This is a genomic window from Amycolatopsis sp. NPDC051373 (assembly GCF_040689465.1).
Lineage (GTDB): Bacteria > Actinomycetota > Actinomycetes > Mycobacteriales > Pseudonocardiaceae > Amycolatopsis.
Genome location: NZ_JBFBAE010000002.1, coordinates 355,174 through 381,346, shown reverse-complemented (window position 1 = coordinate 381,346; position 26,173 = coordinate 355,174). Strand labels below are relative to the sequence as shown.

Genomic DNA, 26,173 nt, shown 5'->3' with positions numbered 1-26,173 from the left:
GAAGGACGGAGAGCTTCGTGAGTGCAGTGAGCAGGAGGAGTTTCCTCGGCGGGGTCGCCGGGCTGGCCGTGGCGAGCACGGTGTTCGCCGGGCCCGCCGACGCGGCGGGTCGTGGGGGACTGACCGTGTCCGGCGAGCAGTTCCTGTTGGACGGCAAGCCGTTCCAGATCATCTCGGGTGCCGTGCACTACTTCCGCATCCACCCCGACCAGTGGCGCGACCGGCTGGAGCGGCTGCGGGCGCTCGGCCTGAACACGGTCGAGACGTACGTGGCGTGGAACTTCCACCAGCCGAAGCCGGGCCTGCCGGACTTCAGCGGCCGGCGCGACCTGCCGAAGTTCATCCGCACCGCCGGCGAGGTGGGCCTGCGGGTGATCGTGCGGCCGAGCCCGTACATCTGCGCGGAGTGGGAGTTCGGCGGCCTGCCCGCGTGGCTGCTTGCCGACCGCGACCTCGAACTCCGGTGCGCCGATCCGAAGTACCTCAAGGCCGTGGACGCGTGGTACGACCACCTCGTGCCGCGCCTGGCCGCGCTGGAGGCGCACCGCGGCGGGCCGGTGATCGCCGTGCAGATCGAGAACGAGTACGGCAGCTACGGCAACGACACCTCGTACCTGGCGCACCTGCGCGACAGCCTCCGTTCGCGCGGGTGCACGAGCCTGCTGTTCGCGGCCGACGGCGCGTCGGACTTCTTCATGCGCTTCGGCTCGCTGCCGGGCACGCTCGAAGTCGGCACGGGCGACGGCAATCCGGTGCCGAGTCTCGAAGCGCTGAAGAAGTTCCAGCCCGGCAAGCCGGTGATGATGGCGGAGTTCTGGGACGGCTGGTTCGACCACTGGGGCGAGCAGCACAACACCCGCGACCCGCAGCAGATGGCGGGCTACATCGACACGGTGCTCGCCTCGGGCGCGTCGGTGAACCTGTACATGGCGTGCGGCGGCACGAACTTCGGTTTCACGAGCGGGGCCAACACCTCCGGCACGACCTACCAGCCCACCGTCACGAGCTATGACTACGACTCGCCGGTGGGGGAGGCGGGCGACCTCGGCGCGAAGTTCACCGCGCTGCGGGCCGTGATCGGCAAGTACACGAAGCTGCCCGACGGGCCGATCCCCGGCCGTTCACCGCGGCTGGCGCCGCAGACGGTGAAGCCGGACGCGACGGCGTCGCTGCTGGAGTCGCTGCCCGCGTTGTCGAAGGTCGTGCGCTCGCCGCAGCCGTTGCCGATGGAGAAGCTCGGCCAGGTCACGGGGCTCATCCACTACCGGACGAAGGTGCAGGGCCGGCACAACGGCACCCTGAGCATCCACGGCCTCGCCGACCGTGCGCTGGTCTTCGCCGGTGGCAAGCAGGTCGGCGTCCTCGACCGCAACACTCCCGACGCCACGGTGGACCTCGTGTTCGAGGAAGCGGAGAACCAGCTCGACATCCTCGTGGACACCATGGGCCGGATCAACTACGGCCCGTACCTCGCCGACCGCAAGGGCATCGACGGGTGGGTCGCCATGAACACCCAGCAGAAGCTCTTCGGCTGGGAAATCCGGCCGTTGCCGCTCGACGATCTGTCCACAGTGCACTTCACCGCGGATGCTCCGGGCGTGGGTCCGGCCTTCCACCGGGCCACGGTGACGATCGGGGCGCCCGCCGACGGGTTCGTCGCGCTGCCGGGCTGGGAGAAGGGCATCGTCTGGCTCAACGGCTTCAACCTGGGCCGCTACTGGAGCCGCGGTCCACAACGGACTCTCTACGCCCCGGCGCCGTTGTGGCGGCGGGGGCGCAACGAGCTCGTGGTGCTGGAGCTGCACCAGCCGGGGGAGACGCTCGAGATCCGCGCGGAGACCGATCTGGGGTGAGACCCGGCCGCTGAGATGCAGGTCACATTCACTCGTGTCACAACTTCGCGCGCCCACCCGTCAAGAGTGCGTAACCAGTGGAAAAGGGCGAAGGAGCAGACCAGTGGAAGCACGACTCAACCTCTTCGAGAACGCGGTCGCCGGTAAGTTCATGAAGTACCTCAACGCGGCGAACAAGCCGATCTCGGACTCGGGCCTTCCCGCCGCGACGCAGGAGCTCGTGAAGCTGCGCGCCAGCCAGATCAACGGCTGCGGCTTCTGCACCGACATGCACTACAAGGAAGCTGTGGCCGCGGGCGAAGAGCCCACGCGCCTCAACCTCGTCGCGGCCTGGCGCGAAGCCACGGTCTTCACCGGCGCGGAGCGCGCGGCCCTCGAGCTGGCCGAACAGGGCACTCGGATCGCCGACGCCGCGGGCGGCGTCAGCGACGAGGTCTGGCAGCAGGCCGCTAAGCACTACGACGAGGACCAGCTCACCGGCCTCACCATGCTCATCGCCCTCATCAACACCTACAATCGCATGAACGTCATCACCCAGCAGCCGGCGGGCCACTACGAGGTGGGCATGTTCGGCTGACCCCGGCTCGCCGCCGCTCCCACCGCCACGACGCCCCAGGCACCGGACCTCCGGAGCCTGGGGCGTTGTGCTGTCCGAGGCCGGATCGCTCGGTTTTGTCCCCCGTGTCCAGCACAGGCGAACCCTCCCGCGTGTCGCCGTCCCACCGTCCGCGCCACTGAGTCTCCAGCCACCCTCACTTGTCAGGACGGTCACCCGTCCCGCACCCTCCCACCTGCACGGATTCCCCGGGAACCGGCTCGCGCGGCGCTCACGAGGCGCCGCGCACTGTGATCCCCAACGAAATCGTCCCCACAATCTTGTACGAGATTGTTAACAATCGTGTATGGTCCCCGTCTGCCGGAGCGCGCGGGCTCCGAGCCGGGTCGCCGAGGATCCGGTGCTGCGCCGAACCGCCGGTTCACAGGAGGTCACATGGACATCATCGACTCGCACACCCACGTCATCTCCCCGGACGCGGGCCAGTACCCGGTCGACCCCATCGGCGGGAAGCAGAGCGAGTGGTCGAAGGCGCACCCGGTGGACATCGACGGCCTCGTGCGGGCCCTCGACACGGCGGGCATCGCGCAGGCGGTGGTCGTGCAGGCGTCCACGGTGTACGGTCACGACAACCGCTACGTCGCCGAAGCGCTGCGCCGCCACCCCGACCGCTTCGCGGGCGTCTACTCGATCGACGCGATGGCTCCCGACGCCGTCGAAAAGATCGACCACTGGCAGGGCCTCGGCCTCTCGGGCTTCCGCCTGTTCACCACCGGCACGACCATGCCCGGCCAGGCCGACTGGCTCGGCCACGAGGACTCGTTCCCCGCCTGGGCCCACGCCGAGAAGCACGACATCCCGGTGTGCCTGCAGATGACGATCCAGGGTCTGCCGAAGCTGCGCAAGATCCTCGACCGTTTTCCGCGCGTGCGCGTGCTGCTCGACCACTGCGCGCGCCCCGACCTGTCCGACGGACGTCCGTACCGCCTGGCCAAGGACCTGTTCGACCTGGCCGCCTACCCCGGTGTGCACCTCAAGCTCACCCACCGCGCGCTGGCCGCGTCGGCGAAGGGCGCGTCCACGACCGAAGACTTCCTCACGGACCTGGTCTCGGCCTACGGCGCCGCCCGCATCGCGTGGGGCTCCAACTTCCCCGCGGCCGACGGCGTGCTGCCCGACCTGCTGGCCGAGGCCCGCGAGACGGTCTCGGTGCTGCCCGAAGCCGACCTCGACCAGATCTTCGGCGGGACCGCCGCCGCCTTCTACCCGTCGCTGAAGGGTGCGAGCCGTGCCTGAGCCCACGATCCTGCGGACCGTCCTCGCGGACTACCCGCACACCCGGCCGCTCAAGAACGGTGAGGTCACCAGCCCGTCGGTCGAGCTCGACTTCACCGCGGTTTCGCCGGTGCACAAGGCGTTCGCCCCGATGGTGCGCGACGAGGCCTACGACCTGAGCGAGCTGGCCATCGTCACGGCACTGCAGGCGATCGCGTACGGCCGCCCCGTGGTGCTGCTGCCGGCCGTGGTCGCGTCGCGGTTCCAGCGCGGCTGCCTCATCGCCCACGCGTCGCGCCCGGTGGACCCGGCCGAGCTCAAGGGCAAGCGCATCGGCGTGCGCGCCTTCACCCAAACCACCGGCATGTGGGTCCGCGCGCACCTCACCGAGGACTTCGGCCTCGCCTCGCGCGACATCCACTGGCTCACCCGCGACGGCGCCCACGTCGCCGAGTACGAGGACCCGGACTTCGTCGAGCACGGCGTCGGCGAAGCGAGCCTGCCCGACCTCCTGCGCGAGGGCCGCATCGACGCCACCATCCTCGGCAACGACCTGCCTGAAGGCGACGAGTTCGTGCGGGTGATCCCCGACGCCGCCGCGCGAGACGAGCAGTGGTGGCGCGAGCACGGCTTCATGCCGATCAACCACATGGTCGTCGCGGGGGAGTCCGTGAGCCGCCGCGACCCCGGCGCGGTCCGCGAGGCGTACGAGCTGCTGCGCCGCGCCGACGCGACCGTCTCGCGGCCCGACGGCGCGCCGGTCCCCACGGTGTTCGGCTTCGAGCGGCTGAGCGGGCCGATCGAGCTGATCGTGGAGGCGTGCCTCGAACAAGGCCTGCTACCGCGCCGCCTCGACGCCGACGAGGTGTTCGAGCCGGCGCGCCGGATCCTCGGTTAGCCCCCAGCTTTCCCTACCGGAGATTCAACGGAGAAACCGGAAGACGATGAGCGAAACCACGTCCGCGGGCGCCCCCGGGCAGACCCGCAAGCGCAAGCCGTTCTACCAGGACCTGACCTTCCAGGTCCTCGCCGGCGTCGTCGCCGGCGTGCTCGTGGGCGCGCTCGCGCCCTCGGTCGGCCACCACGTCGACTTCCTCGGCGACATCTTCATCCACCTCATCCAGATGGTCGTCGGCCTGATCATCTTCTGCACGGTCACGCACGGCATCGCCAGTGTGCGCGACCTCGGCAAGGTCGGCCGCATCGCGGTGAAGTCCATTGTGTACTTCGAGGTGATCACCACGATCGCACTGGTGATCGGTCTCGTGGTGGTCAACGTGCTCAAGCCCGGCATCGGCATGAACATCGACCCGTCGTCACTGCACGCGCCGGCTTCGGCGGCGCCGGCCAAGTCGGAGGGCTTCGACGACTTCCTCGTGAGCCTCGTGCCCACGTCGGCCGTCGACGCGTTCGCCAAGGGCGAGATCCTGCAGGTCCTGGTGTTCTCGGTCCTGTTCGCCTGCGGTCTCGCCGCGCTGGGCGAGAAGGCGCAGCCGGTGCTGAACATCGTCGGCACCGTGCAGCAGTCGCTGTTCTGGATCATCAAGAAGGTCATGCGGCTCGCGCCGTTCGCCGCGTTCGGGGCCATCGCGTTCACGGTGTCGAAGTACGGGCTGAGCACGCTGTTGCCGTTGGGCAAGCTGGTCGGGGTGTTCTACCTGATCGTGGTGCTGTTCTTCGTCCTCGTGCTCTGGCCGGTCTCGCACTACGCCGGGGTCAGCCTGTGGAAGGTGCTGCGCTACTTCCGCGCGGAGCTGGTGCTGGTGCTCGGCACGAGCTCGTCGGAAAGCGTGTTTCCGCAGCTCACGGCGAAGCTCGAAAAGCTGGGCGTGGACGAGCCGGTGGTGGGGCTCGTGCTGCCCACCGCGTACAGCTTCAACCACGACGGCACGTGCCTGTACTTCGCCGCGGTGAGCGTGTTCCTGGCTCAGGCCACCGGCACGGACCTGAGCTGGCAAGCGCAGCTGGGCCTGCTGTTCGTGTTGCTGCTGACGTCCAAGGGCGGCGCGGGCGTGTCGGGTTCGGCCATCGCGGTGCTGGCGCTGACGTTGGCGGCCACGCACACGATCCCGGTCAGCAGCATCGCGCTGGTGCTGGGTGTCCACAGTGTCCTGTCGGCCGCGTTCGTGTTCACCAACATCGCGGGCAACTGCGTGGCCACACTCGTCGTGGGCAAGTGGGAGAAGGCGATCGACCGCGTGACACTCCATCGGGAGCTCGACGCCGGTTACGTCGCGGCGTGACGAATCCGGGGCGGGGTTGCGCGCAGTGCCCCGCCCCGGGTTCAGGCGTCGAACGAACCGTGGCGGCCGGCGCCGTGGGCGAAGCGGGTGGCGCCGGCGACGGTGTCGCTCGACAGGGAGACCAGGCCGTGGCCGAACTCGTTGGCCAGGGCGGATTCTTCGGTGGCGCCGTGTTGTTCGAGCACCGACGCGCGGTCCTCCCGCAGGCAGGTCTGCGGGAACGCGGCGAGGCTGTTCGCGAGTTCCACCGCCGCCTCGAGTGCCTGGCCGGCGGGGACGACGCGGTTGGCCAAGCCCATGCGCAGCGCTTCGTCGGCGGCGACCGGGCGGCCCGTCAAGATCAAGTCCAGCGCGTGGCTCTGGCCGATCAGGCGCGGCAGCCGCACGGTGCCGCCGTCGATCAGCGGCACGCCCCAGCGCCGGCAGAACACGCCGAACACAGCGGTTTCGTCGGCCACGCGCAGGTCGCACCAGATCGCCAGCTCCAGCCCGCCTGCCACGGCGTGGCCGCTGACCGCGGCGATGACGGGTTTGGTCAGACGCAGCCGCGTCGGTCCCATCGGACCGTCGCCCGAGGGTTCGGTGCGGTTGCCCCGGCCTTCGCTGACGGCTTTGAGGTCGGCGCCCGCGCAGAACGTGCCGCCGGCGCCCTGCAACACGGCGACGGAGGCGTCCTCGTCGGCGTCGAACGCGCGGAACGCGCCGGCGAGTGCCTCGGCCGTGGCGCGGTCGACGGCGTTGCGCCGTTCGGGCCGATCGATCGTCACGATCGTGACGGGGCCGCGCTTCTCGACCAGGACGTTCATCGGTCCTCCCACAGGGGATCACGCAGGGCGCGGCGCAGGATCTTGCCCACCGCCGACTTAGGGATCGCATCGACCACGTGCACGCTCTTGGGCACCTTGTACCCGGCGAGCCGGCCGCGCACGTGCGTGCGCAAGTCCTCTTCGGACACTGTCGCTCCCGGGCGCAGGGAGACGAACGCCGTCACGGCCTCGACCCACGTCGGATCGGGCGCGCCGACCACGGCGGTCTCGGCCACGGCCGGGTGCGTGGCCAGCGCGTCCTCGACCTCGCGCGGGTAGACGTTGTAGCCGCCGGTCACGATCATGTCGCTCGCGCGGTCGACCAGGTACAGGTAGCCGCGCTCGTCGGCGCGGGCCAGGTCGCGGGTGCGGATCCAGCCGTCCACGAGCGTCTGCGCGGTGAGCTCGGGCGCGTCGAGGTACCCGCTCATCGTGAACGGCGCGCGCACGCGGATCTCGCCGATCTCCCCGTGTGGCACGGGACTCCCGTCGGGATCGGTCAGCAGGAGCTCCGCGTCGACGGCGGGGTGGCCGCATGAGCCGAGCAGGTCGCTCTGCAGGTGGTCGGCTTTGCCGAGCACCGTCTGGCACAACGGAGCCTCGGTTTGGCCGTAGTACTGCACGAACTTCGGCCCGAAGCGGTCCAGCGCTTCCTGGATCAGCGGCTTCGGCATGGGGCTGGCCCCGTAGACGATGGTGTCGAGCTTGGCTGCCGAGTCCAGAGTGGACCCGGCGAGCAGCAGGCCGAGCATCGTCGGCACGAGGTTGACGTCGGTGACGCGGTGCCGGGTGATCGAGTCCGGATAGGACTCGGGGTCGAAGCCCGGCAGCACGACCGCGCGGCCGCCGCGGATCCAGTACGGCAGCACGAAAGTCCCGCTGGCGTGGATGAGCGACGCGGCGTGCAGCATCGCCGAGTCGCGGTCGGGGGAGAGGAGGTTGGCGAGGATGTTGGCGGTGATCGCGGCGTAGCCGGCCTGGGTGTGCTGCGCGGCCTTGAGCGTGCCGGTGGTGCCGGACGTGTAGAGGGCGAGCATGACGTCGTCCGGGGCGACCGGGACGCGCGGATCGGCCGCCGGAACGCGGTCCAGTTCGGCGACGAGGTCGAGGTCCTGGGCGCGTTGCCGGTCACCGAGCCCGGCCAGTCGCAGGCCGTCGAGGGCTTCGGCGAGTGTCGCGGCCCGTTCGGCCAGCGGCTTGCTGTACACGAGCAGGGCCACGCCGGATTCGGCGAGCATCCGGGTCTGCTCGGCCACGGCGAGGCGGGCGTTGAGTGGCACCCTGGTCACGCCGGCCTTGAGACAGGCGAAGTCGAGCGGAATGGACCACTCGCCGTTGTCGACCAGCAGCCCCACTCTCGTGCCGCGGTCGGCGCCCGCGGCGAGCAGGGCGTTGGCGAGGCGGCTGGCGCGCTCGTCGACTTCGGCGAAGGAGAACTCCCGGTCGCCGATGACCACGGCCGTGCGATCCGCGAAGCGCTGGGCACCCCGGCGCACCAACTCCACAGCGAGCATGCCCGGAGGTTTTCACAGTCCGTCTGGACTGTCAACGAGAACGGTAGGCTACCCGGGTGACCCGCAGCGAACAACGAGCGCGCACTCACCAGACCCTGCTGGACGCCACCGTCAGGTGCCTGGTGGACTTCGGCTACGCCGGCACGACGACGCAGCGCGTGCAGGAGCGGGCGGGGGTGTCGCGGGGTGCGCTGCTGCACCACTTCGGCTCGAAGGCGGACCTGTTCGTCGCGGCGATCCACTACATCGCCGAGCAGCAGCTGGCGCAGGTTCGGCTCGCCGGCGCGGATTCGCGGCGGCAGCTGGTGACGGCGTTGCGGGAGGCGATGTCGGGGCCGTTGTTCCTGGCGGGGCTGGAACTCTGGCTCGGCGCGCGGACCGATCCGGCGTTGCGGGCGGCGTTGCTGCCCGCGGAACGCGAGCTGGGGCGGGAGCTGCGGTCGGCGTTCGAGTCCACAGGAGACGATCGCGTCGGTTACGAATCGCTGCTGATGGTGTTGCGGGGCCTCGCGCTCACCAGCATCCTGCGCGACGACACCACGGTCGCCGACGCCGTCGTGGACCGGTGGTTCGACCGCCTGGGCTGAGTTTCAGCGCGACCGCAGGTGGTCCCGCATCGTGCGGGCGACCCGAGCCATCAGGATCTCCGCCTCCGGCTGGATCGCCGCCGGCACCCGCGACTCGGTGAGCGCGGCCACCGCGAATACCTGCCCGTCGGCGTGCTCGGCCACGCCGACCTCGTGCCGCAGGTTCAGCAGCGTGCCGGTCTTGGCCGACCACTTCGTCGAGTCGGACCCGAAATCCGGCGTGAGCCGCTGGCGCAGCAGGTTGTGGGCCATGAGATCCCGCGTGCGCGCCGCCACCTCGGTGTCTATTTTGGACGGCCGCCACAACGCCTCCAGCAGTGCGACATACGCCCGCGCCGACCCGGCACTGGCCCGGCTGACGTCCAGCTGCGACACCGGGTGCCCCCGCCCGGCCGTGCCGGCGCGAATGGCCAGCGCGTGGGCGAGGTGCACCTCGCCCGGCTCGAACCGTTCCGCGGGGGTGTCGGCCAGCTCCGCCGTCGCGTGCCGCACGGAGACACCGTCGATGCCCCACTCGCGCAGCATCCGCGTGACCTCGGCCGGCGGCGTGAGTTCGAACAACGCGTCGGCTGCGGTGCCGTCGCTGACCGCCACGCTCAGGTAGAGCAGATCGTCGATCGCCACGCGCGCCGGGTGGCGGAAGCGCGCCAGCCCGGCCGGCCCGGCCGTGGTGACCCGCCCGGGTTCGACCTCCAGCTGCGTCGCGCCGTCGAGTTCACCCCGCCGGATGCGCTCCAACGTCGCCGCGGCGAGCGGCACCTTGACCAGCGAGGCGCTGGGGAACTCCAGGTCCGCGTCGAGGCCGATCTCCTGGCCGGTGTGGAGGTCGCGGACGAGAAACGAACCGCGCAGGCCGCCGTCGTCGAGTTCCTCGCGGAGGTCGCGGAGCAGGGATTCGGTGTTCACACGTTCTCCTCGTCGGGGGCGCCGAGGCAGCGGGCGATGGCGGGGCGCAGGCGGGTGCGCAGGTGGTGGGCGTCTTCGCCGAGGGCGGCGGCGACGTCGAAGCCGCGGGCGAGGGGGCCGTTGCCGAGGGGGCGCCAGCCCAGGCCGAGCTCGGTGGCCTGCGTGGGGGAGCACAGGAGCAGGTCGGCCGAACCGTAGACGGCGGCCGCGGCGGCCGTCAGGGAACCGGCGACGGAGACCTGGGCGGGTCGCAGTCCCACGGCGTCGCGGACGCGGAACACGCGGTCGCGGATGTGGGGCACGTCGTCCTCGGGCTGGATCCACACGCGGCGGCGCTCGGCTTTGGTGGCGCGGCCGGCGCGCAGCGTCTCGAGGTGGACCACGGGTGGGAGCTGCTGGCGTTCCGTGGCGGCGACGCCGAGCGGCACCGTCCACACGGCATCGGTCTCGGGCACTGCGACGAGGGCGGCGCGCACCTCGTGCGTGCGCACGAGCTCGGCCCGCTCGCCGGGTGGCGCCGGGCGGAACTCGAGGAAAATGCCGAGCGCGCGGGCCTCGGCGCCGAGCTCGGCGAGGTCGCGGGTCGGGCAGGTGTCGGGCACGGCGAGACGCAGGGGACGCAGTTTGGCGCGCTTGGCGTCGTGCTCCATGGCGTCGGCCAGGTGGACGAGGCGCCGCGCGGACGGCAGCATGTCGCGGCCGAAGGGCGTGAGCTGGGCCCGCCGCGTCGCGCGGTCGAAGAGGCGCTCGCCGAGGTGGCGTTCGAGCGCGGCGATCCGGCGGCTCGCCACGGGCTGGGGGATCCCGGCCACCGCCGCCCCCGCCGTGAAGCTCCCGGTTTCGCTCACGCCGACGAACGCGCGGCAGCTTCCGATCAGGTCCACGACCACACTGTATGCCCATTGCGCATGGAAGTGCCCACTTCTGTCTTGGACAGCATGAGCGGCCTTGGTGAGACTGCGGATGTCGATCACTTCCGAAGGGGGGACCCGGTGTTCAGCAAGTCTGTGGTGGTGGCGGCGGTGGCTGTGGTGGCGTTGGCGGGATGTGGCGCGCCGCCGGCTCCGCAGGCTCTGCCGCCCGCCGTACCGCCCGCCACCTCCGCTTCGCCGACGGTCTCGAACCACGACTTCGACGACCTGGAGCGGTCTTTCGGCGCCCGGCTCGGCGTGTACGTCGTGGACACCGGCTCGGGTCACGAAGTCGCCTACCGCGCCGACGAGCGCTTCGCCTACGCATCGACGCACAAGGTGTTCAGTGCCGCGGCCGTGCTGCAGAAGGTGGGGATGGCGGGGCTCGACCGCGTGATCAAGTACGGCCCGAGTGACGTCGTCGCGGATTCGCCGATCACCCGGAAGCACGCGGGCGCCGGCATGACGCTGAGCGCGATCATGGACGCCGCCCTGCGCTACAGCGACAACACCGGCGGCAACATGCTCTTCCGCGAGCTCGGCGGGCCGGCCGCGCTGAGCACGTGGCTGCGCTCGATCGGCGACACCACCACCCATGTCGACCGCATCGAACCCACCCTCAACGAAACCGCCCCCGGCGACCTGCGCGACACGACCACCCCGCGCGCCTGGGCCCGGTCGCTGCGCACGGTGGTCCTCGGCGACACGCTGCCCGCGCCCCTGCGCACGGTCCTGACGAACACCATGCGCGCCAGCACCACCGGCACCCACCTCGTCCGTGCGGGCGTCCCCGCCGGCTGGCAGGTCGCCGACAAATCCGGCACCGCCGACCACGGCACCCGCAACGACATCGCGATCGCCTGGCCCCCGGGCCGCGCGCCGATCGTTTTCGTGGTGTTCTCCGACCGCCCCGCTGCCGACGCCCCCACGGACGACGCCCTCGTCGCCCGCGCCGCGGCGGCCGCGGTGAAGGCGCTGGGATGAGACGTTCTCCTGGGGGAGTCTTGAGGTTTAGCCTGTCCACTGGGGACCCCGCGGGCCGGCGGCGTGACGTCGGCTACCGCGTGATCACCCGTCTGCTCGCCTTCGTGTTGTGGCCACTGGCCTCCCTGGTGGCTCCGGGCCTCGGGCGATCCGTTGCCTGCTCCTGGGCGCTCAGGATCCGCTTCCCGGCCGAGGACCTCACCGGGCTGTCACCCGGCACCCACGCGGCTTTCGTCGCGGCCCGCACCACCGCCCTCTGGCGCCACGGCACCCTCCTCGGCCTCACCTCCGGCCACCGCGACGCCGGCACCCAGGACCGCCTCTTCACCGCGGAGGTCCGCCGCACCGGCTCGGTGGCCCGGGCCCGCAGGCGTGCCCTGCCCCCGGCGAACTCCCGCCACGTCACCGGCACGGCCCTCGACATCCGCCCCCGCGACGGCGCCCACTGGCTCGAACTCCACGGCGCGGCTCACCACTTGTACCGCGTCTACGACAACGAATGGTGGCACTTCGAATACCATCCCGAGGGCCGCCCACGCCGAGTCCCGCACCCCGGGTTTTCCCTGGCGGAATCGGAAACATGAGGGGAATTCCCGTGGCGGACCGACGTCGCATGACCCGGCGGGCCCTGCTCGCCGGAGTGCTCGCGGCACCGATCGCCGGTTGCGTGAACCCGGTCCCACCACCGAGCCCCGCACCACCACCGAAAACGACAACAACCCCACCGCCGACCGCGCGACTCGAAGCGCTCGAACGCAAGTACAGTGCCCGCCTGGGTATCCACGCACTCGCCACCGGCAGTGGAGCCACCCTGGACTACCGGCCAGACGAGAGATTCGCCTTCTGCTCCACCTTCAAGACCTTCGCGGTCGCCGCCGTGCTGCAAAACCACCCACTGTCCTACCTGGACACACAAATCCACTACACGAAAGCCGACGTCAACTCCGTCTCCCCGATCACCCAGGAACACACCGGCACCGGGATGAGCGTGCGGCAGCTGTGCGACGCCGCGATCCGGTACAGCGACGGGACGGCCGGCAACCTGCTGATGCGCGACGCCGGCGGCCCGGCCGGGCTCACGGCGTACCTGCGTGGCCTGGGTGACGCCACCAGCCGCATGGACCAGTACGAGCCCGACCTCAACCGCGATCCCGTCGACGACCCCCGCGACACCACCACCCCGCGGGCGCTCGCCGCCGACCATCGAACGATCGTGCTCGGCAAGGCGCTCCCCGCAACCAAGCGCGCGCTTGTCGAGGACTGGCTGAGCCGCAGCACCACGGGCGCGCAGGCCATCCGCGCGGGCGTGCCCGCCGAATGGCGCGTGATCGGCAAAACCGGCCACGGCGACTACGGCCGGGTCAACGACGTCGCCGTCCTCAGGCCACCGGGCGCAGCCCCACTGGTCTTCGCGATCATGTCGGACCGCACGGCTTACGACGACGAACCGCGGTACGCCCTGATCGCCGAAGCCGCGAAGTACGTCGCCCAAATGCTGCGCTGACTCAGCTCCAGCGCGACCGGAACTCGTCGAGCACCCGGCGTTCCCGTTTCGTCGGACGGCCCGCGCCGCGCTCGCGGTGCGCCACCGGGATCGCGGCCTCCGGGGGCGGCTTCGGAGTGCGGTCGATGATGCACTTCGCGGCTTCGGGCGCGCCGACGCGTTTCTGGATGACCTGGACGACCTCGACAACGCGGGTGGTCTGGCCGATGCGGGCGCGGACCTCGTCGCCGGGGACCACGGTGGTGGCGGGTTTGGCCGGGCGGTCGTTCACGCGCACGTGCCCGCCCCGGCACGCGGCCGCGGCGTTCGAGCGCGTTTTCGCCAGCCGTACGGCCCACAGCCAGCGGTCCACCCTGGTCGACTCCACGGGTCCATCATGCCCCAGCCGCCGGTCAGCCGCGGCGCATAGGCCGCGCCGCCGACGTGCCCAGCACGCGCCCGACCACCCAGGCCAGCGCGTCGGCCGTACGGGCGGGCGTGTCGGACGGCTGCATCACGTGGCTGAGCACGGTGCGCACCACGAGGTCGATCACCACGGTGATCTGCTCGTCGTCCAGCGGCGGCTCGTACGTGCGCACGCGCTCGACCAGCATCGTCTTCGCCTCGGTCAGCAGCGAGCCCGCGCGCGTGGTCAGCAGCGGCAGCAGTTCCGTGTCCGTGCCGTGGGTCGCCGACGCGATGGCGCGCAGCAGCGTGTTGTCGTCGGCGAGATCGAGCACGGCGCGGATGGCCTCGTAGATCGCCTCGACCAGGTCGCCGGGATGCCGGTCGAACGCGGTGCGCACGACCGCGAGGAAGCGGGCCAGCTCGTGGGAGATCATCACCTCGGCCAGCGCAGCCTTGGAGCCGACCTCGTTGTACACGGTCTGGCGGCTCACGCCCACGGCCTCGGCCAGCCGCGCCATGGTGACCGCCGACCAGCCCTCGCTCGCGGTCAGCTCGATGGCCGCGGTGACGATCGGTTGCCGGTGCTGGCCGCCCTCGGGCGGTGCGGCCCGGAGTGCCCCGCTCATGATCGTCATCCTAGGCCGCCTCCCGTGTGGTCCCGGCAAGCTGGAGAACGCATCCTCAGTCCCGCACCTTCAGCGCCAGCACCGGGCACGCGTCGGCCGCGGCCGTCACGTCCAGGCGGTGCCGCTCGGCGGGGCTCTCCTCCAGGAGCACCACCGTGCCGTCGTCACCGACCTCGAAGAAGTCCGGCGCCATCGCCTCGCACATGCCGAACCCGGCGCACAACTCGCGGTTCGCCTCGATCCGCATCACGCACCCACCCTTCCTGGAGCCACGAAGTCGACCTTCTCGCGTACGCCGCAGTCGGGGCAGCACCACGAGTCCGGGATCGCCGACCACGGCGTGCCGGCCGGGAAACCCTCGCGCGGATCACCGCGCTGTTCGTCGTAGACATAGCCGCAACCGGGGCACATCCCGCCTTCGGCCGCGTCGCCGCGGGTGTCGGCGGTGATCGGCGCTTCGGCCGTCACGCGGGTGCCGTACCGGGCCAGAACCTTGCCGCGTTTGCGCGGCTGGATGTTGGCGTGGGAGATGTCGCCGTCGAAGTGGGCCAGCACGCGCGGGTCCATCACGCGTCGCCACAGCGGCGGCACCAGCGCCAGCACGATCATCCCGGCGTACCCGGTGGGCAGCACCGGCGATTCGGCGAAGTCCCGCAGCGTCTGGTAGCGGCGCGTGGGGTTGGCGTGGTGGTCGCTGTGGCGCTGCAGGTGATAGAGCAGCACGTTGGTGGCGATGTTGTTGGAGTTCCAGCTGTGGCTCGGGTCCACGCGCTCGTGGCGGCGGCGATCCGGCGGGCCCACGCGCCGGCGCAGCATCCCGTAGTGCTCCATGTAGTTCACGACTTCCAGCAGCGAGAAGCCCACCACGGCCTGGATCAGCAGGTACGGCAGGATCCCGGCTCCGAGCCACACCAGCATCGCGGCCCACAGCACGGCCGACATCAGCCACGCGTTGAGCACGTCGTTGCCGATGCGGAACGGGTGCTTCGCACGCCGGGCGTAGCGCTTGCGCTCCAGTCGCCACGCCGACTTCAGCGAGCCGCCGACCGTACGCGGCCAGAAGCGGTAGAAGCTCTCGCCGACGCGGCTCGAAGCCGGGTCCTCGGGTGTGGCCACGCGGACGTGGTGGCCGCGGTTGTGCTCGATGTAGAAGTGGCCGTAGAAGCTCTGCGCCAGCGCGATCTTCGACAGCCAGCGCTCGTGGCTCTCCTTCTTGTGCCCCAGCTCGTGGGCGGTGTTGATGCCGATCCCGCCGATGCACCCGATGGAGGCGGCCAGCCCGATCTTGTCCACCACGCTCAGGTCACCGCGCCCGATCAGCCAGAACGCCGCCACGAACCCGACGTACTGGATCGGCAGGAAGAGGTAGGTGATCCAGCGGTAGTAGCGGTCGTTTTCCAGCTGTTCGAGCACGTCGTCGGGCGGATTGCCGCGGTCGAGCCCCGCGACCAGGTCGATCACGGGCACGATCACGAGGATCACGATCGGCCCGACCCAGAACCACACGCCCCAGCCGGTGGCCGCGTGCAGCCCGATCGCCAGGAACGCGAGTGAGGGCACCACGAGCCCGATCAGCCACAGGTACCGCTTGCGGTCCGTCCAAGACTCGGTCGAACCGGCGGGCACCGTCCCCGCGACTTCGCTCATCTCGTCCTCCTCCGTCAACGACGCTGTCCGACGTGGTTGACAAGACGGTAAGTGATGTACACCCAGCTTGACAAGTCGAAGAGAAATGTAAAGTACGGCTCGCGTGACCGCTGCCGGGTTGTGACCGCACTGTCCGCCCCGGGTGTACCGCGTCCACTGTGACCCCTCATTCGTTCGAGGTGAATTTCTCCGCGGCCCATTCCGGTGCACCTGGGCTGAGTGCTCATTCGCGAGTATTTCGTCGCGTAAGCCCGGTGAATTGCCGCCGAACGCGTCAGTCCGGTTCTCGAATGTCGTAATTCGGCTTCGGTGGTGGCTCGGCCTCTTCGGGGGTTACCCGCATGGTCTATCGCCCGATTCGATTTTTCGCCGTCTAATCATTCAGCCACATCCTCGAGGGAATGAGGTTTCATGTTTCGAAGAATTGTTGTCGCGGTTGCAGTTCTGGTCCTCACCGGGCTTGCCGTGACGCCTGCGTCGGCGCAGCCGGCGGCTCAACCGCCGGTGGCGGCCGGCACGAGCAGTTGTGCCGCGATCCGCGCCTTGCTGCCGATCGCGGGCGACGGGAACTATGTGCTGAACACCGGGTCCCACCTCGTTCCCGTCTATTGTCACGACATGGCCGGGACGCCGCGGGAATACATCACGCTCACCCCCCAACTTCTCGCAATACACAGTCGGTGGCGTGACACGGGGCACGAATGTCCGCACCACGTTCACCCGGGTGCGGATCGACCCGGCGACCCTGCTGGTCGACATCAACGACGTCACGTTCGCCACCAGCACCGGATCGGCCGTGCAGCCGGGGCCCTTCGTCATCGAGTCCATGCCTTACGCGGTGGCCGGGTCGTGTGACCACGCGGCCAGTGGCGTCGGCCGGGTCGACCTCGGTGGCACGGCCTTCGTGCTGGCCGCCACGTGGGTCGTCGGCGGGTTCGAACCGGAGGGCGGCGCCACCCTCAGCGCCGACGGCCGCAGCGCCGACCTCGCGGGTGGCGGCTACTGCGGCTCGATCACTCCGGCGCCCGCCATCTACAACCCCGTCAACCCTGCCGTTCCCGACTTCCACCTCCAGCTCGCGTGCGGCCCCCACACGCTGGTCGACGTGCTGCTCGGCCGGGCGTGCGTGACCTCGCCTGAGCCCGGCCGATCCGGGTGGGCCGTGCCACGCGGTTCGCCCGGGCGCGGGTGCCCGGCCGGCGGCGTAGGTTCGGACGATGAGCGACTGGTCCTCGGGCGAGGCCTACGAGCGGTACGTCGGACGGTGGAGCCGCCGCGTCGCCGCGGCCTTCCTCGACGGCACGATCGTGCCGCCCGGGGCGCGCTGGCTCGACGTCGGCTGCGGCACCGGTGCGCTGGCGTCGGCGGTGCTGGCCACGGCCGATCCGGCCGGCGTCCTCGGCGTCGACCAGGCCTCGCCGCTCGTCGCCCACGCCCGCCGGCTGGCCGCCGACCCGCGGGCGGCCTTCGTGGTCGGCGACGCGCAGGCCCTGCCCGTGGCCGCCGACGCGTTCGACGCCGCCGTGAGCGGGCTGGCGCTCAACTTCGTGCCCGACCCGCACCGGGCGGTCGCCGACTGGGTCCGGGCCGTGAAGCCCGGGGGAGTGGTGACCGCATACGTGTGGGACTACGCCGAGGGCATGGAGCTGATGCGCTGGTTCTGGGACGCCGCGGCCGAGCTCGACCCGGTCGTCGCGGACCTCGACGAAGGCCGCCGTTTTCCTTTGTGCCGCCCGGATCCGCTGAGTCGACTGTGGACGGAGGCGGGCCTGACGGGCGTGGTCGTGCGCGCGATCGGCGTCCGCACCGCGTTCGCCGGCTTCGACGACTACTGGCTGCCGTTCCTCGGCGGCCAGGGCCCGGCGCCCGCCTACGCCGTGCAGCTGTCCGAAGACCACCGCCGAGCCCTGCGCGACCTGCTGCGCGCCCGGCTGCCGATCGCCGCGGACGGCACGATCACCCTGACCGCGCGGGCGTGGGCTGTGCGGGGCAGCGTGCCGCACCGCTGACTCGCCGGAAATCCCGTGTTCTCAAGCTATTCTCGGTTTCGTGGGCGGACGGCGGGTCGACTGGGCGGCGTTGCGGACCCCGCGGGACGAGGTTCCCGCGGAGGGCCTGCGCGAGCGCAAGAAGCGCGAGACGCGTCGCCTGCTGTTCAACACCGCCACGGAACTCTTCCTGGCGCGCGGCTTCGACGCCGTGCGCGTCGCCGACGTCGCACAGGCCGGTGGCGTGTCAGAGAAGACCGTCTTCAACTACTTCCCCGCCAAGGAATCCCTCATCCTCGACCGGCCCGACGCGACCCTCGCCGCTATGCGCACCGAGCTCGGCGACCCGGCCCGCACGCCCGTCGAGGCCGTGCTGCGCATCCTCGCCGGCGAGCTGGCCGCGGTCACCGGCTGGCTCGCCGACCAGCGCGACCGCCGCGCCGCGGGAGCGGGGTTCCGCCGCTACGGCGAGCTGATCCGCTCCACGCCGGCGCTGGCCGCCTACCAGCGCGATGTCCTCGACGAGCTCGCCGACGGCGCCGCGCAGCTGCTGGCCGTGCGCGCGGGCCTGGCCACCGCCGACCCGGAGCCCCAGCTCGCCGCGACGGCGCTCGTCGGGCTGTGGCGCGTGCAGTTCGGCAGCCTCGCCAAGCACGTGGACGCGGGCCGCACGCCGGCACGGATCCGCGGCGCCGTGACCACCGACGTGCTGCGCGCCGCCCGGCTGCTGGAGTCGGGCCTCGGCAGCTTCGCGCGCACCCGGCGTCCGGCGGTGAAGGACACCTCGAAGGACGCCGCCACAAGACCACAGGGGTGAAGCCCCGGCCGGGAAAAGACCGGCGAGTACGAAACCGGCACGGACTTCGCGCCGCACGAGTTCCGGCGCCCCAACGTCCAGAGTGGCCGCCAAAGGCGGAAACTCGCACGCTCACCCGGGGTTCGCGCGAAGTTTCTGTGACTGTAAGTTTACGGCGACCCCGCAGCGTGTGACGGTGGGAGCGGGTCATCCGGCAGGTTCACGACGGCGAGTAATTCTTGATTGATTCCAGAAGCTGCGGCACACTGCCAGGCGTGCCAACGACTTCGGACTTCGAGCGCATGCTACGCGGAGCGGCTCTGCGGGTGACGCGTCCTCGGATGGCGGTGCTGTCCGCGGTGCACGATCATCCCCACGCCGACACCGCGTCGCTCATCGGTGCCGTGCGCGCGGATCTCGGCGAGGTGTCCCACCAGGCCGTCTACGACGTCCTGGGCGCCCTGACCTCCGCGGGTCTCGTGCGGCGGATCGAGCCCGAGGGCTCGGTCGCGCGATACGAGGCACGGGTGGGGGACAACCACCACCACGTCGTGTGCCGGTCGTGCGGTGCGATCGCCGATGTCGACTGCGCGGTCGGCGCCGCGCCCTGCCTGACCGCGTCCGACGACCACGGTTTCGTCATCGACGAGGCCGAGGTCATCTACTGGGGCCTGTGCCCCGACTGCAACACCGTTACCCACACTGATTCCCGGAAGGATTCCCGTGTCTGACACCCCCAACGCCGAAGTCGGCGAGATGAACGTGGAGAGCGCGGGCGGGTGCCCCGTCCACACGGGGCGCTTCGCGCACCCCACCGAGGGCGGCAGCAACCGTGACTGGTGGCCGAACCAGCTGAACCTCTCGATCCTCCGGAAGCATTCGGCCGTGGCGAACCCCATGGACGAGGACTTCGACTACGGCAAGGAGTTCCAGACCGTCGACCTCGACGAGCTGGCGCGCGACGTCGACGCGGTCCTGACCACTTCGCAGGACTGGTGGCCCGCGGACTTCGGCCACTACGGCGGCTTCATGATCCGCATGGCGTGGCACAGCGCCGGCACCTACCGCATCGAAGACGGCCGCGGCGGCGCGGGCGCCGGCATGCAGCGCTTCGCGCCGCTGAACAGCTGGCCGGACAACGGCAACCTGGACAAGGCCCGCCGTCTGCTGTGGCCGGTGAAGAAGAAGTACGGCAAGAAGATCTCGTGGGCCGACCTCATGGTCTTCACGGGCAACCGCGCCCTGGAGACCATGGGCTTCAAGACCTTCGGCTTCGCCGGTGGCCGCGCCGACGTGTACGAGCCCGACCAGGACGTGTACTGGGGCCCGGAGCGCACCTGGCTGGGCGACGAGCGCTACACCGGTGACCGCGAGCTCGAGGCGCCGCTGGCCGCCGTGCAGATGGGCCTGATCTACGTCAACCCCGAGGGCCCGAACGGGAACCCGGACCCGGTGGCCTCGGGCCGCGACATCCGCGAGACCTTCCGCCGCATGGCGATGAACGACGAAGAGACCGTCGCGCTGATCGCCGGAGGCCACACCTTCGGCAAGACCCACGGTGCCGCCGACGCCGACGAGTTCGTCAGCGCCGAGCCCGAGGGCGCGCCGCTCGAGGAGCAGGGCCTGGGCTGGAAGAACAGCTTCGGCTCGGGCAAGGGCCGCGACGCGATCACCAGCGGTATCGAGGTCACCTGGACCCCGACCCCGACCAAGTGGAGCAACTGGTTCTTCCACAACCTGTTCACCTACGAATGGGAGCTCGAAACCGGCCCCGGTGGCGCGAACCAGTGGAAGCCGGCGAACAACGCGGCCGCGAACACCGTGCCGGACCCCGAGACCGGTGAGCTCAACCGCGCGCCCGGCATGCTGACCGCGGACCTCGCGCTGCGCTTCGACCCGATCTACGAGCCGATCTCGCGCCGCTTCTACGAGAACCCGCAGGAGTTCGCGGACACCTTCGCCCGCGCCTGGTACAAGCTGACCCACCGCGACATGGGCCCGGTCCAGCGCTACCTCGGCGCGCTGGTCCCGGACGAGGCCCTCATCTGGCAGGACCGCGTGCCGGCCGTGGACCACGAGCTGGTCACCGACGCGGACGTCGCGGACCTCAAGGCCAAACTGCTCGACTCGGGCCTCACCGTGGCGCAGCTCGTCTCCACCGCGTGGGCGTCGGCCTCGACGTTCCGCATCGGTGACAAGCGCGGCGGCGCCAACGGTGCCCGCCTGCGCCTCGAGCCGCAGCGCGGCTGGGAAGTCAACAACCCCGACGAGCTGGCGCAGGTGCTGACCACGCTCGAGGGTGTCCAGGAGGCCTTCAACGGCGCCCAGTCGGGTGGCAAGAAGATCTCTCTGGCCGACCTGATCGTGCTGGGCGGCGCCGCGGGTGTCGAGAAGGCCGCGAAGGACGCGGGCGTCGAGATCACCGTGCCGTTCACCCCGGGCCGCACCGACGCGACGGCGGAGCAGACCGACGCCGAGTCGTTCGTGCCGCTCGAGCCGAAGGCCGACGGGTTCCGCAACTACCGCGGCAAGGGCAACCGCCTGCCGAGCGAGTACCTGCTCATCGACCGCGCGAACCTGCTCGACCTGAGCGCGCCCGAGATGACCGTGCTCGTGGGTGGCCTGCGCGTGCTGGGCGCCAACTACCAGGCGTCGAAGCAGGGCGTGCTCACCGAGACGCCGGGCGTGCTGACCAACGACTTCTTCGCCAACCTGCTCGACATGGGCGTGGAGTGGAAGACGGTGTCGGAGGACGGCGAGGCCTTCGAGGGCCGCGACCGCGCCACCGGCGAGGTCAAGTGGACCGGCAGCCGCGTCGACCTGCTCTTCGGGTCGAACTCGGAGCTGCGCGCCGTCGCCGAGGTCTACGCCGCGGACGACGCCAAGACGAAGTTCGTGAAGGACTTCGTGGCCGCGTGGGACAAGGTCATGATGCTGGACCGGTACGACCTGATCTGAGTGTGACGCGGGGGCCCTCGGGCTCCCGGTGACGTCGGAGAAGGGGGCGGGGACCGCGGGTCTCCGCCCCCTTTCTTGTGCCCGGAAAACCGCCGAGCCGCAGGTCGCGGCTGTCGTGTGGGCTCTCAGGTCACGGTGTGGTGTACCGCTGGTTGACACGGCGGCTCTGCGGGGTGCACTATCGTGATTAATCCCGTTGGAAACGTTTCCAACTCTCGGATCGCGAACTTGGAAACGTTTCCAAATCGTGAGCCGACACAGACCACTACCGAGGTTTGAGCGACGATGACGTCAACACGGGCCACGCTGATCCAGGTGGCCGAGCGCGCCGGGGTGTCCCTGGCCTCGACCTCCCGTGCGCTGCACGGGGCGGGCGCGAGCAAGGCGATGGTCGAGCGCGTCCGGGCCGCCGCCGAGGAGCTCGGGTACAGCGCCGACGCGATCGGCCGGTCGCTGCGGATGAAGAAGACGTTCCAGGTCGCGTTCGCGGTGGCGGACATCGGCAACCCGGTCTACGTCGAGATGATGCGGGCGATCCACGAGGTGCTCGCGCCCCACGGCTACCGGGTGGTCGTCATGTCGACAGGGGACACCTCCGACTCCACGATCGAGCTGGTGCGCAGCCTGGGCAGTGGCTTCGTGGACGGCATGATCGTGAGCCCGCTGCGCACTGACGACGGCCTGATCACCGAAATCCAGCAGGCTCCCGTGCCGGTCGTGGTGATCGGGCGCGCGATGGACGACCGCGGCATCAGCTCCGTGTCCACCGACTCCGCGGGCGGGATCGGCGAAGCGGTGCGCCACCTGCGCGCCATCGGGCGCCGCCGCATCGGCTTCCTCAACGGTCCGGTCGACACCACGCCGGGTGCCTCGCGCCAGCGCGGTTTCGACACCGCGGTCAACGCCGGTGACCTCGCGGCCGAGCACATCGAGCGCGAGACCGCCGAGGACTTCACCGTCGGCGCCGGCCTCGAGGCCGCCCGCCGGATCCTGGCGCGAGTGCCCGAGGGCGCACCGCAGCTCGACGCGCTCGTCGCGGCCAATGACCTGCTCGCCATCGGCGCCATCCGGGCCGTGCGGGAGCTGGGCCTGTCCGTGCCCGAGGACGTCGCCGTGACCGGCATGGACGACACCGAGATCGGCCGCGTCTTCCAGCCCAGCCTCACCAGCGTGTCCCTCGGCGCGAGCGAACGCGGGCGCGCCGCGGCCCGGCTGATGCTGCAGCTCGCCGACGACCCCGACCAGCCGGCCCAGCAGGTGTCGGTCGGCGCGGAGCTCGTGGTGCGCGAATCCACCACAACGGCCACCGAACGGGGTGCGCGATGACAGTGCGGCTTGTACTCATGCGGCTTGTGCCGATGAAGAAGGGCCCGGCTGCCGGCCGGCCCTCCGCCGACGAACGGCCGGCGCCCGGGACCACCGACCCGACGGTGACCACCGGGACGACCGGAACCGAGCGAGGTGACCGATGACGACCCCGTCGCTGACCGAGCCGAAGCGCGGCGCCGCGCAGCCCCCGGCCCCGCGGTCGAAGAAGCGCGTGAAGCCGATGGCGCGCACGCGCCGGCGTGAGGCGATCGCGCTGGTGCTGCCGTCGTTGATCCCGATCCTGGTGCTGAGTGTGGCCCCGCTCGTGGTCGGCGTGTTCCTCGCCTTCACCAACGCCCGCCTCGTGCGCCACCCCGACTACAGCTTCGCCGGCCTCGACAACTTCGCGCGCCTCGGTGGCAACGCCTTGTTCTGGGACTCGCTGCGGATCGGCATGATCTGGACCGTCGGCGTGACGCTGCTGCAGCTCGCGGCGGCGATGGGCCTCGCGCTGCTGCTCAACTCCGGCCTGAAGCTGCAGGGGCTCACTCGGGTACTCGCGCTCGTGCCGTGGGCGATGCCGCCCGTGGTCGTGGCGATCATGTGGCAGATGATCTACTCCGCCAACGGCGGACCGCTCAACGCGTTCCTCGGCGCGGTCGGTCTGCCGAGTGGCATCAACTGGCTCGGCGACTTCTCCACGGCGCTGCCGGCGGTGATCGTCGTCGGCGTGTGGGTCGGGATGCCGCAGACCACGGTGACGCTTCTGGCCGGGCTGCAGCAGATCCCCGGCGAGCTGCTGGAAGCGGCGGCGGTCGACGGTGCGAGCGCGTGGCGGAAGTTCACGGCCGTGACGTGGCCGGCGATGCGCCCGATCGTCACGTCGATCACCTCGCTCAACTTCATCTGGAACTTCAACTCGTTCTCGTTGGTCTACGTGCTCACCGCCGGTGGGCCGGGCGGCAAGACGATGGTCCCGGTGCTGTTCATCTACCTGGAAGCCTTCAAGAACCGCGAGATCGGCTACGCCGCGGCGATGGGACTCGTCGTCGTGATCGTGGTGGTGCTGATCCTCGCCGTGTACCTGCGGTCGCAGTTCCGCACCGAAGACCGCGCGGAAAAGGGGCGTTGAGCCATGCGCTTGCTCGTTCGTCCGGCCCAGTACGTGGCCCTGGCGCTCTACATCCTGTTCCTCGGGTTCCCCCTGCTGTGGCTGATGTCGGCCTCGGTGAAATCCTCGGGTGAGCTCAACTCGCTCACGGTCAACCTGCTGCCGCAGGAATGGCACTGGGAGAACTACACCGAAGCCCTGACGCGCCAAGGACTTCTGCACTCGGCGTGGAACAGCCTGCTCGTGGCGCTGGCCTCGACGGTGCTGTCGATCATCATCTCCGTGCCGGCGTCCTACGTGCTGGCCCGGCTCAAGGGCAAGGTCCGCATCGCCGGCGTCGGCTGGATCCTGGTGAGCCAGGTCTTCCCGGTGGTGCTGATCATCCTGCCGCTGTTCCTGATCCTGCGGACGCTCGGGCTGGCCGACAACCTCGTCGGGCTCACGCTCGTGCACACCACGTACATGCTGCCGTTCGCGTTGTGGATGCTGCAGGGGTACGTGGCCGCGATCCCCACGGAGCTCGAAGAAGCGGGCGCGATGGACGGCGCGAGCCGGTTCACCGTGCTGCGCACGATCGTCTTCCCGTTGCTGATGCCCGGCGTCGTGGCGACGGCGATGTTCAGCTTCGTGTCTTCGTGGAACGAGTTCTTCTTCGCCCTGGTGCTGTTGCAGTCGCCGGAGAACTACACGCTGCCGATCACGTTGAACACGTTCGTGGGCGGCGAGGGCAGAACGGCCCTCGGACCGCTCGCTGCCGGCGCCGTGCTCGCGGCGATCCCCAGCATCGTCTTCTTCAGCATCCTGCGCCGGAAGCTGACCAGCGGGCTCATGGCCGGGGCGGTGAAGGGATGACCCCGCACCCGCCGGCGAGCCCGGAACCGCAAGCCCCCGAAATCCCATTCCCCCAACAGAAATCCCCGAAAGGTCGGTCGATGAAGACACGACGCCTGCTGGCCGCGGCCAGCCTGATGGTCACCGCCCTGCTCGTCGCCGCGTGCGGCAGCGGCAGCGGCGACGCGAGTGGCCCCGTCACCCTCACGTTCCAGTCCCTGTCCGACCAGCCGGCCGCGATCGCCGAGACGCAGAAGATCGTCGGCTCCTGGAACACCGCGCACCCCGACGTGCAGGTCAAGATCGTGCAGGCCGGCTGGGACAGCGTCTACGACAAGCTGATCACCCAGTTCAACGCCGGCACCGCGCCGGACATCGTGCACTACGAGGCGGCGGGCATCGAGCCGTTCGCCGAGGACGACTACCTCGCCGACCTCACGCCGTACCTGTCGCAGGCCAAGCGCGACGACTTCCAGAAGGGCGTGCTGGACTCGGTGACGTTCGGCGGCAAGGTCGTCGCGTACCCCACCGAGGTGCAGTCCTATGTGGTCTTCGCGAACAAGAAGCTGCTGCAGCAAGCCGGCGTGACCGTGCCGACCGGCAAGACGATGACCTGGGACCAGCTGCGCCAGATCTCCAAGGCCACGACCAAGGGCGGCAAGTACGGCCTCGGCTGGGGCCTGTCGAGCCCGACCGCCGCGTTCGTCGCGCTGGCCCCGGGCTTCGGTGGCAAGTACTTCCAGGGCACCGGTGACCAGGCCAACCTGACGGTGGGCGAGGGCGAGCAGGCGCTGCCCAAGCTCGTGAACGAGATGGCGTACCAGGACAAGTCGATCCTGCCCGTCACGCTCACGCAGTCGGGTTCCAAGGCGCTCGCGCCGTTCTACGCCGGCCAGATCGCGATGACCGTGCAGGGTTCCTACCAGGCCGCGAACATCGCGAAGGACGCGCCGAAGGGCTTCGACTGGGTCGTGCTGCCCCCGCTCGCCGGCCCGGCCGGCCCCGCGCAGGCCGCGAGCCCGCAGACGCTGTCGGTGAACAAGGACTCCAAGCACGTGAAGGAAGCCGCGGACTTCATCGACTACTTCACCAGCACCGACAACCTGGCCGCGATGAACGAGGCCGACGCCCTGATCCCGCCCACCAACTCGGCTCGCCAGGCGCTCGCGACGAAGCTCGCCGGGAAGACCGGCTGGGACCAGATCCTCGCCTCGGGCCAGTACATCACGTCGGCGCCGTACCTGTTCGCGAGCAAGTACCCGCAGTGGAAGGACACCATCGCCACGCCGGCGTACCAGCAGTTCCTCGGACAGAAGATCGACGCGAACGGCCTCGCCACCCAGCTGCAGAACGGCTGGAAGAGCGTCACCACCAACTGAAGT

Annotated in this window: 26 protein-coding genes and 1 pseudogene; 19 read left to right on the top strand and 8 right to left on the bottom strand. The window is 70.3% G+C overall.

What is annotated here, in order from left to right:
- The first annotated feature begins 17 nt into the window (after positions 1-17).
- From AB0383_RS05470 to AB0383_RS05450, 5 genes are all read left to right on the top strand, one after another.
- Positions 18-1,853: a beta-galactosidase family protein gene (locus AB0383_RS05470; RefSeq protein WP_366185362.1), complete on the top strand. Its 1,836-nt coding sequence runs from the start codon at positions 18-20 to the stop codon at positions 1,851-1,853.
- A gap of 103 nt (positions 1,854-1,956) precedes the next feature.
- Positions 1,957-2,430 carry a carboxymuconolactone decarboxylase family protein gene (locus AB0383_RS05465; RefSeq protein WP_364182536.1) on the top strand — a complete coding sequence of 158 codons (474 nt, stop codon included), beginning with the start codon at positions 1,957-1,959 and terminating at the stop codon, positions 2,428-2,430.
- 414 nt (positions 2,431-2,844) lie between these two features.
- Positions 2,845-3,705: an amidohydrolase family protein gene (locus tag AB0383_RS05460; RefSeq protein ID WP_364182533.1), complete on the top strand. Its 861-nt coding sequence runs from the start codon at positions 2,845-2,847 to the stop codon at positions 3,703-3,705.
- Positions 3,698-4,582: a hypothetical protein gene (locus AB0383_RS05455; RefSeq protein ID WP_364182531.1), complete on the top strand. Its 885-nt coding sequence runs from the start codon at positions 3,698-3,700 to the stop codon at positions 4,580-4,582. Before AB0383_RS05460 ends, AB0383_RS05455 begins: the two co-directional genes overlap by 8 nt.
- Before the next feature lie 46 nt (positions 4,583-4,628).
- Positions 4,629-5,927, top strand: coding sequence for a cation:dicarboxylase symporter family transporter (locus AB0383_RS05450; RefSeq protein ID WP_364182528.1), 1,299 nt, complete (start codon positions 4,629-4,631; stop codon positions 5,925-5,927).
- Between the two features lie 41 nt (positions 5,928-5,968).
- On the opposite strand, the gene AB0383_RS05445 is transcribed toward AB0383_RS05450, so the two are convergent.
- On the bottom strand, positions 5,969-6,733 hold the full coding sequence (locus AB0383_RS05445; protein ID WP_366185358.1) for a crotonase/enoyl-CoA hydratase family protein: 765 nt from the start codon (positions 6,731-6,733) through the stop codon (positions 5,969-5,971).
- Entirely contained in the window at positions 6,730-8,247 is a 1,518-nt protein-coding gene (locus tag AB0383_RS05440) for an AMP-binding protein (RefSeq protein WP_366185356.1), read from the bottom strand. Before AB0383_RS05440 ends, AB0383_RS05445 begins: the two co-directional genes overlap by 4 nt.
- Positions 8,248-8,303: 56 nt before the next feature.
- Here AB0383_RS05440 and AB0383_RS05435 point away from each other — a divergent pair, with 56 nt between their 5' ends.
- Positions 8,304-8,834 (top strand): TetR/AcrR family transcriptional regulator, encoded by a 531-nt coding sequence (locus AB0383_RS05435; protein ID WP_364182519.1) that lies wholly within the window; start codon positions 8,304-8,306, stop codon positions 8,832-8,834.
- Positions 8,835-8,837: 3 nt separating this feature from the next.
- Here the strand turns inward: AB0383_RS05435 and AB0383_RS05430 are convergent, their stop codons facing one another.
- Positions 8,838-9,740, bottom strand: a complete 903-nt coding sequence (locus AB0383_RS05430) for a serine hydrolase (protein WP_364182516.1) — start codon at positions 9,738-9,740, stop codon at positions 8,838-8,840.
- Positions 9,737-10,630 (bottom strand): LysR family transcriptional regulator, encoded by an 894-nt coding sequence (locus AB0383_RS05425; RefSeq protein ID WP_364182514.1) that lies wholly within the window; start codon positions 10,628-10,630, stop codon positions 9,737-9,739. The genes AB0383_RS05430 and AB0383_RS05425 overlap by 4 nt, the downstream gene beginning before the upstream one ends.
- A 102-nt stretch (positions 10,631-10,732) precedes the next feature.
- On the opposite strand from AB0383_RS05425, the gene bla (AB0383_RS05420) reads away from it, so the two are divergent.
- Genes bla (AB0383_RS05420) through bla (AB0383_RS05410) form a run of 3 tightly spaced genes read left to right on the top strand, consistent with a single transcriptional unit; the run spans position 10,733 to position 13,139 of the window.
- Positions 10,733-11,635, top strand: coding sequence for a class A beta-lactamase (bla, locus tag AB0383_RS05420; RefSeq protein WP_364182511.1), 903 nt, complete (start codon positions 10,733-10,735; stop codon positions 11,633-11,635).
- Positions 11,636-11,655: 20 nt separating this feature from the next.
- Positions 11,656-12,219: a D-alanyl-D-alanine carboxypeptidase family protein gene (locus AB0383_RS05415; RefSeq protein ID WP_364182508.1), complete on the top strand. Its 564-nt coding sequence runs from the start codon at positions 11,656-11,658 to the stop codon at positions 12,217-12,219.
- Between the two features lie 11 nt (positions 12,220-12,230).
- Positions 12,231-13,139 (top strand): class A beta-lactamase, encoded by a 909-nt coding sequence (bla, locus tag AB0383_RS05410; protein WP_364182505.1) that lies wholly within the window; start codon positions 12,231-12,233, stop codon positions 13,137-13,139.
- Between the two features lies 1 nt (position 13,140).
- Here the strand turns inward: bla (AB0383_RS05410) and AB0383_RS05405 are convergent, their stop codons facing one another.
- From AB0383_RS05405 to AB0383_RS05390, 4 genes are read right to left on the bottom strand one after another with little or no spacing between them, the layout of a single operon-like run.
- Positions 13,141-13,506 carry an RNA-binding S4 domain-containing protein gene (locus AB0383_RS05405; protein WP_364182502.1) on the bottom strand — a complete coding sequence of 122 codons (366 nt, stop codon included), beginning with the start codon at positions 13,504-13,506 and terminating at the stop codon, positions 13,141-13,143.
- 25 nt (positions 13,507-13,531) lie between these two features.
- Positions 13,532-14,161, bottom strand: coding sequence for a TetR family transcriptional regulator (locus tag AB0383_RS05400; RefSeq protein ID WP_364182499.1), 630 nt, complete (start codon positions 14,159-14,161; stop codon positions 13,532-13,534).
- Between the two features lie 46 nt (positions 14,162-14,207).
- Entirely contained in the window at positions 14,208-14,399 is a 192-nt protein-coding gene (locus tag AB0383_RS05395; protein WP_364182496.1) for a ferredoxin, read from the bottom strand.
- A complete protein-coding gene (locus AB0383_RS05390; RefSeq protein ID WP_364182493.1) occupies positions 14,399-15,799 on the bottom strand; it encodes a fatty acid desaturase in 1,401 nt (466 codons plus the stop codon). The genes AB0383_RS05395 and AB0383_RS05390 overlap by 1 nt, the downstream gene beginning before the upstream one ends.
- Positions 15,800-16,210: 411 nt before the next feature.
- Here AB0383_RS05390 and AB0383_RS05385 point away from each other — a divergent pair, with 411 nt between their 5' ends.
- From AB0383_RS05385 to AB0383_RS05340, 10 genes and pseudogenes are all read left to right on the top strand, one after another.
- Complete coding sequence (locus AB0383_RS05385) at positions 16,211-16,654, top strand: GON domain-containing protein (protein WP_366185351.1); 444 nt, start codon at positions 16,211-16,213, stop codon at positions 16,652-16,654.
- Positions 16,545-16,766, top strand: a pseudogene (locus AB0383_RS05380) (hypothetical protein); the annotation flags it as partial. The gene AB0383_RS05385 and the pseudogene AB0383_RS05380, both read left to right, overlap by 110 nt.
- A gap of 250 nt (positions 16,767-17,016) precedes the next feature.
- Complete coding sequence (locus AB0383_RS05375; RefSeq protein ID WP_364182489.1) at positions 17,017-17,808, top strand: methyltransferase domain-containing protein; 792 nt, start codon at positions 17,017-17,019, stop codon at positions 17,806-17,808.
- 40 nt (positions 17,809-17,848) lie between these two features.
- Entirely contained in the window at positions 17,849-18,604 is a 756-nt protein-coding gene (locus AB0383_RS05370) for a TetR family transcriptional regulator (protein ID WP_366185349.1), read from the top strand.
- Positions 18,605-18,858: 254 nt separating this feature from the next.
- The gene (locus AB0383_RS05365; RefSeq protein WP_220239390.1) at positions 18,859-19,314 is read left to right on the top strand and encodes a Fur family transcriptional regulator; all 456 of its coding nucleotides are present in this window, start codon (positions 18,859-18,861) and stop codon (positions 19,312-19,314) included.
- Positions 19,307-21,541, top strand: a complete 2,235-nt coding sequence (gene katG / locus AB0383_RS05360; protein ID WP_364182483.1) for a catalase/peroxidase HPI — start codon at positions 19,307-19,309, stop codon at positions 21,539-21,541. Before AB0383_RS05365 ends, katG begins: the two co-directional genes overlap by 8 nt.
- Positions 21,542-21,826: 285 nt before the next feature.
- Complete coding sequence (locus AB0383_RS05355; protein WP_366185346.1) at positions 21,827-22,867, top strand: LacI family DNA-binding transcriptional regulator; 1,041 nt, start codon at positions 21,827-21,829, stop codon at positions 22,865-22,867.
- Between the two features lie 142 nt (positions 22,868-23,009).
- Complete coding sequence (locus tag AB0383_RS05350; protein WP_366185344.1) at positions 23,010-23,981, top strand: sugar ABC transporter permease; 972 nt, start codon at positions 23,010-23,012, stop codon at positions 23,979-23,981.
- A gap of 3 nt (positions 23,982-23,984) precedes the next feature.
- Positions 23,985-24,812, top strand: coding sequence for a carbohydrate ABC transporter permease (locus tag AB0383_RS05345; protein ID WP_364182474.1), 828 nt, complete (start codon positions 23,985-23,987; stop codon positions 24,810-24,812).
- 80 nt (positions 24,813-24,892) lie between these two features.
- Positions 24,893-26,170, top strand: a complete 1,278-nt coding sequence (locus AB0383_RS05340) for a sugar ABC transporter substrate-binding protein (RefSeq protein WP_366185342.1) — start codon at positions 24,893-24,895, stop codon at positions 26,168-26,170.
- Positions 26,171-26,173: the final 3 nt, after the last annotated feature.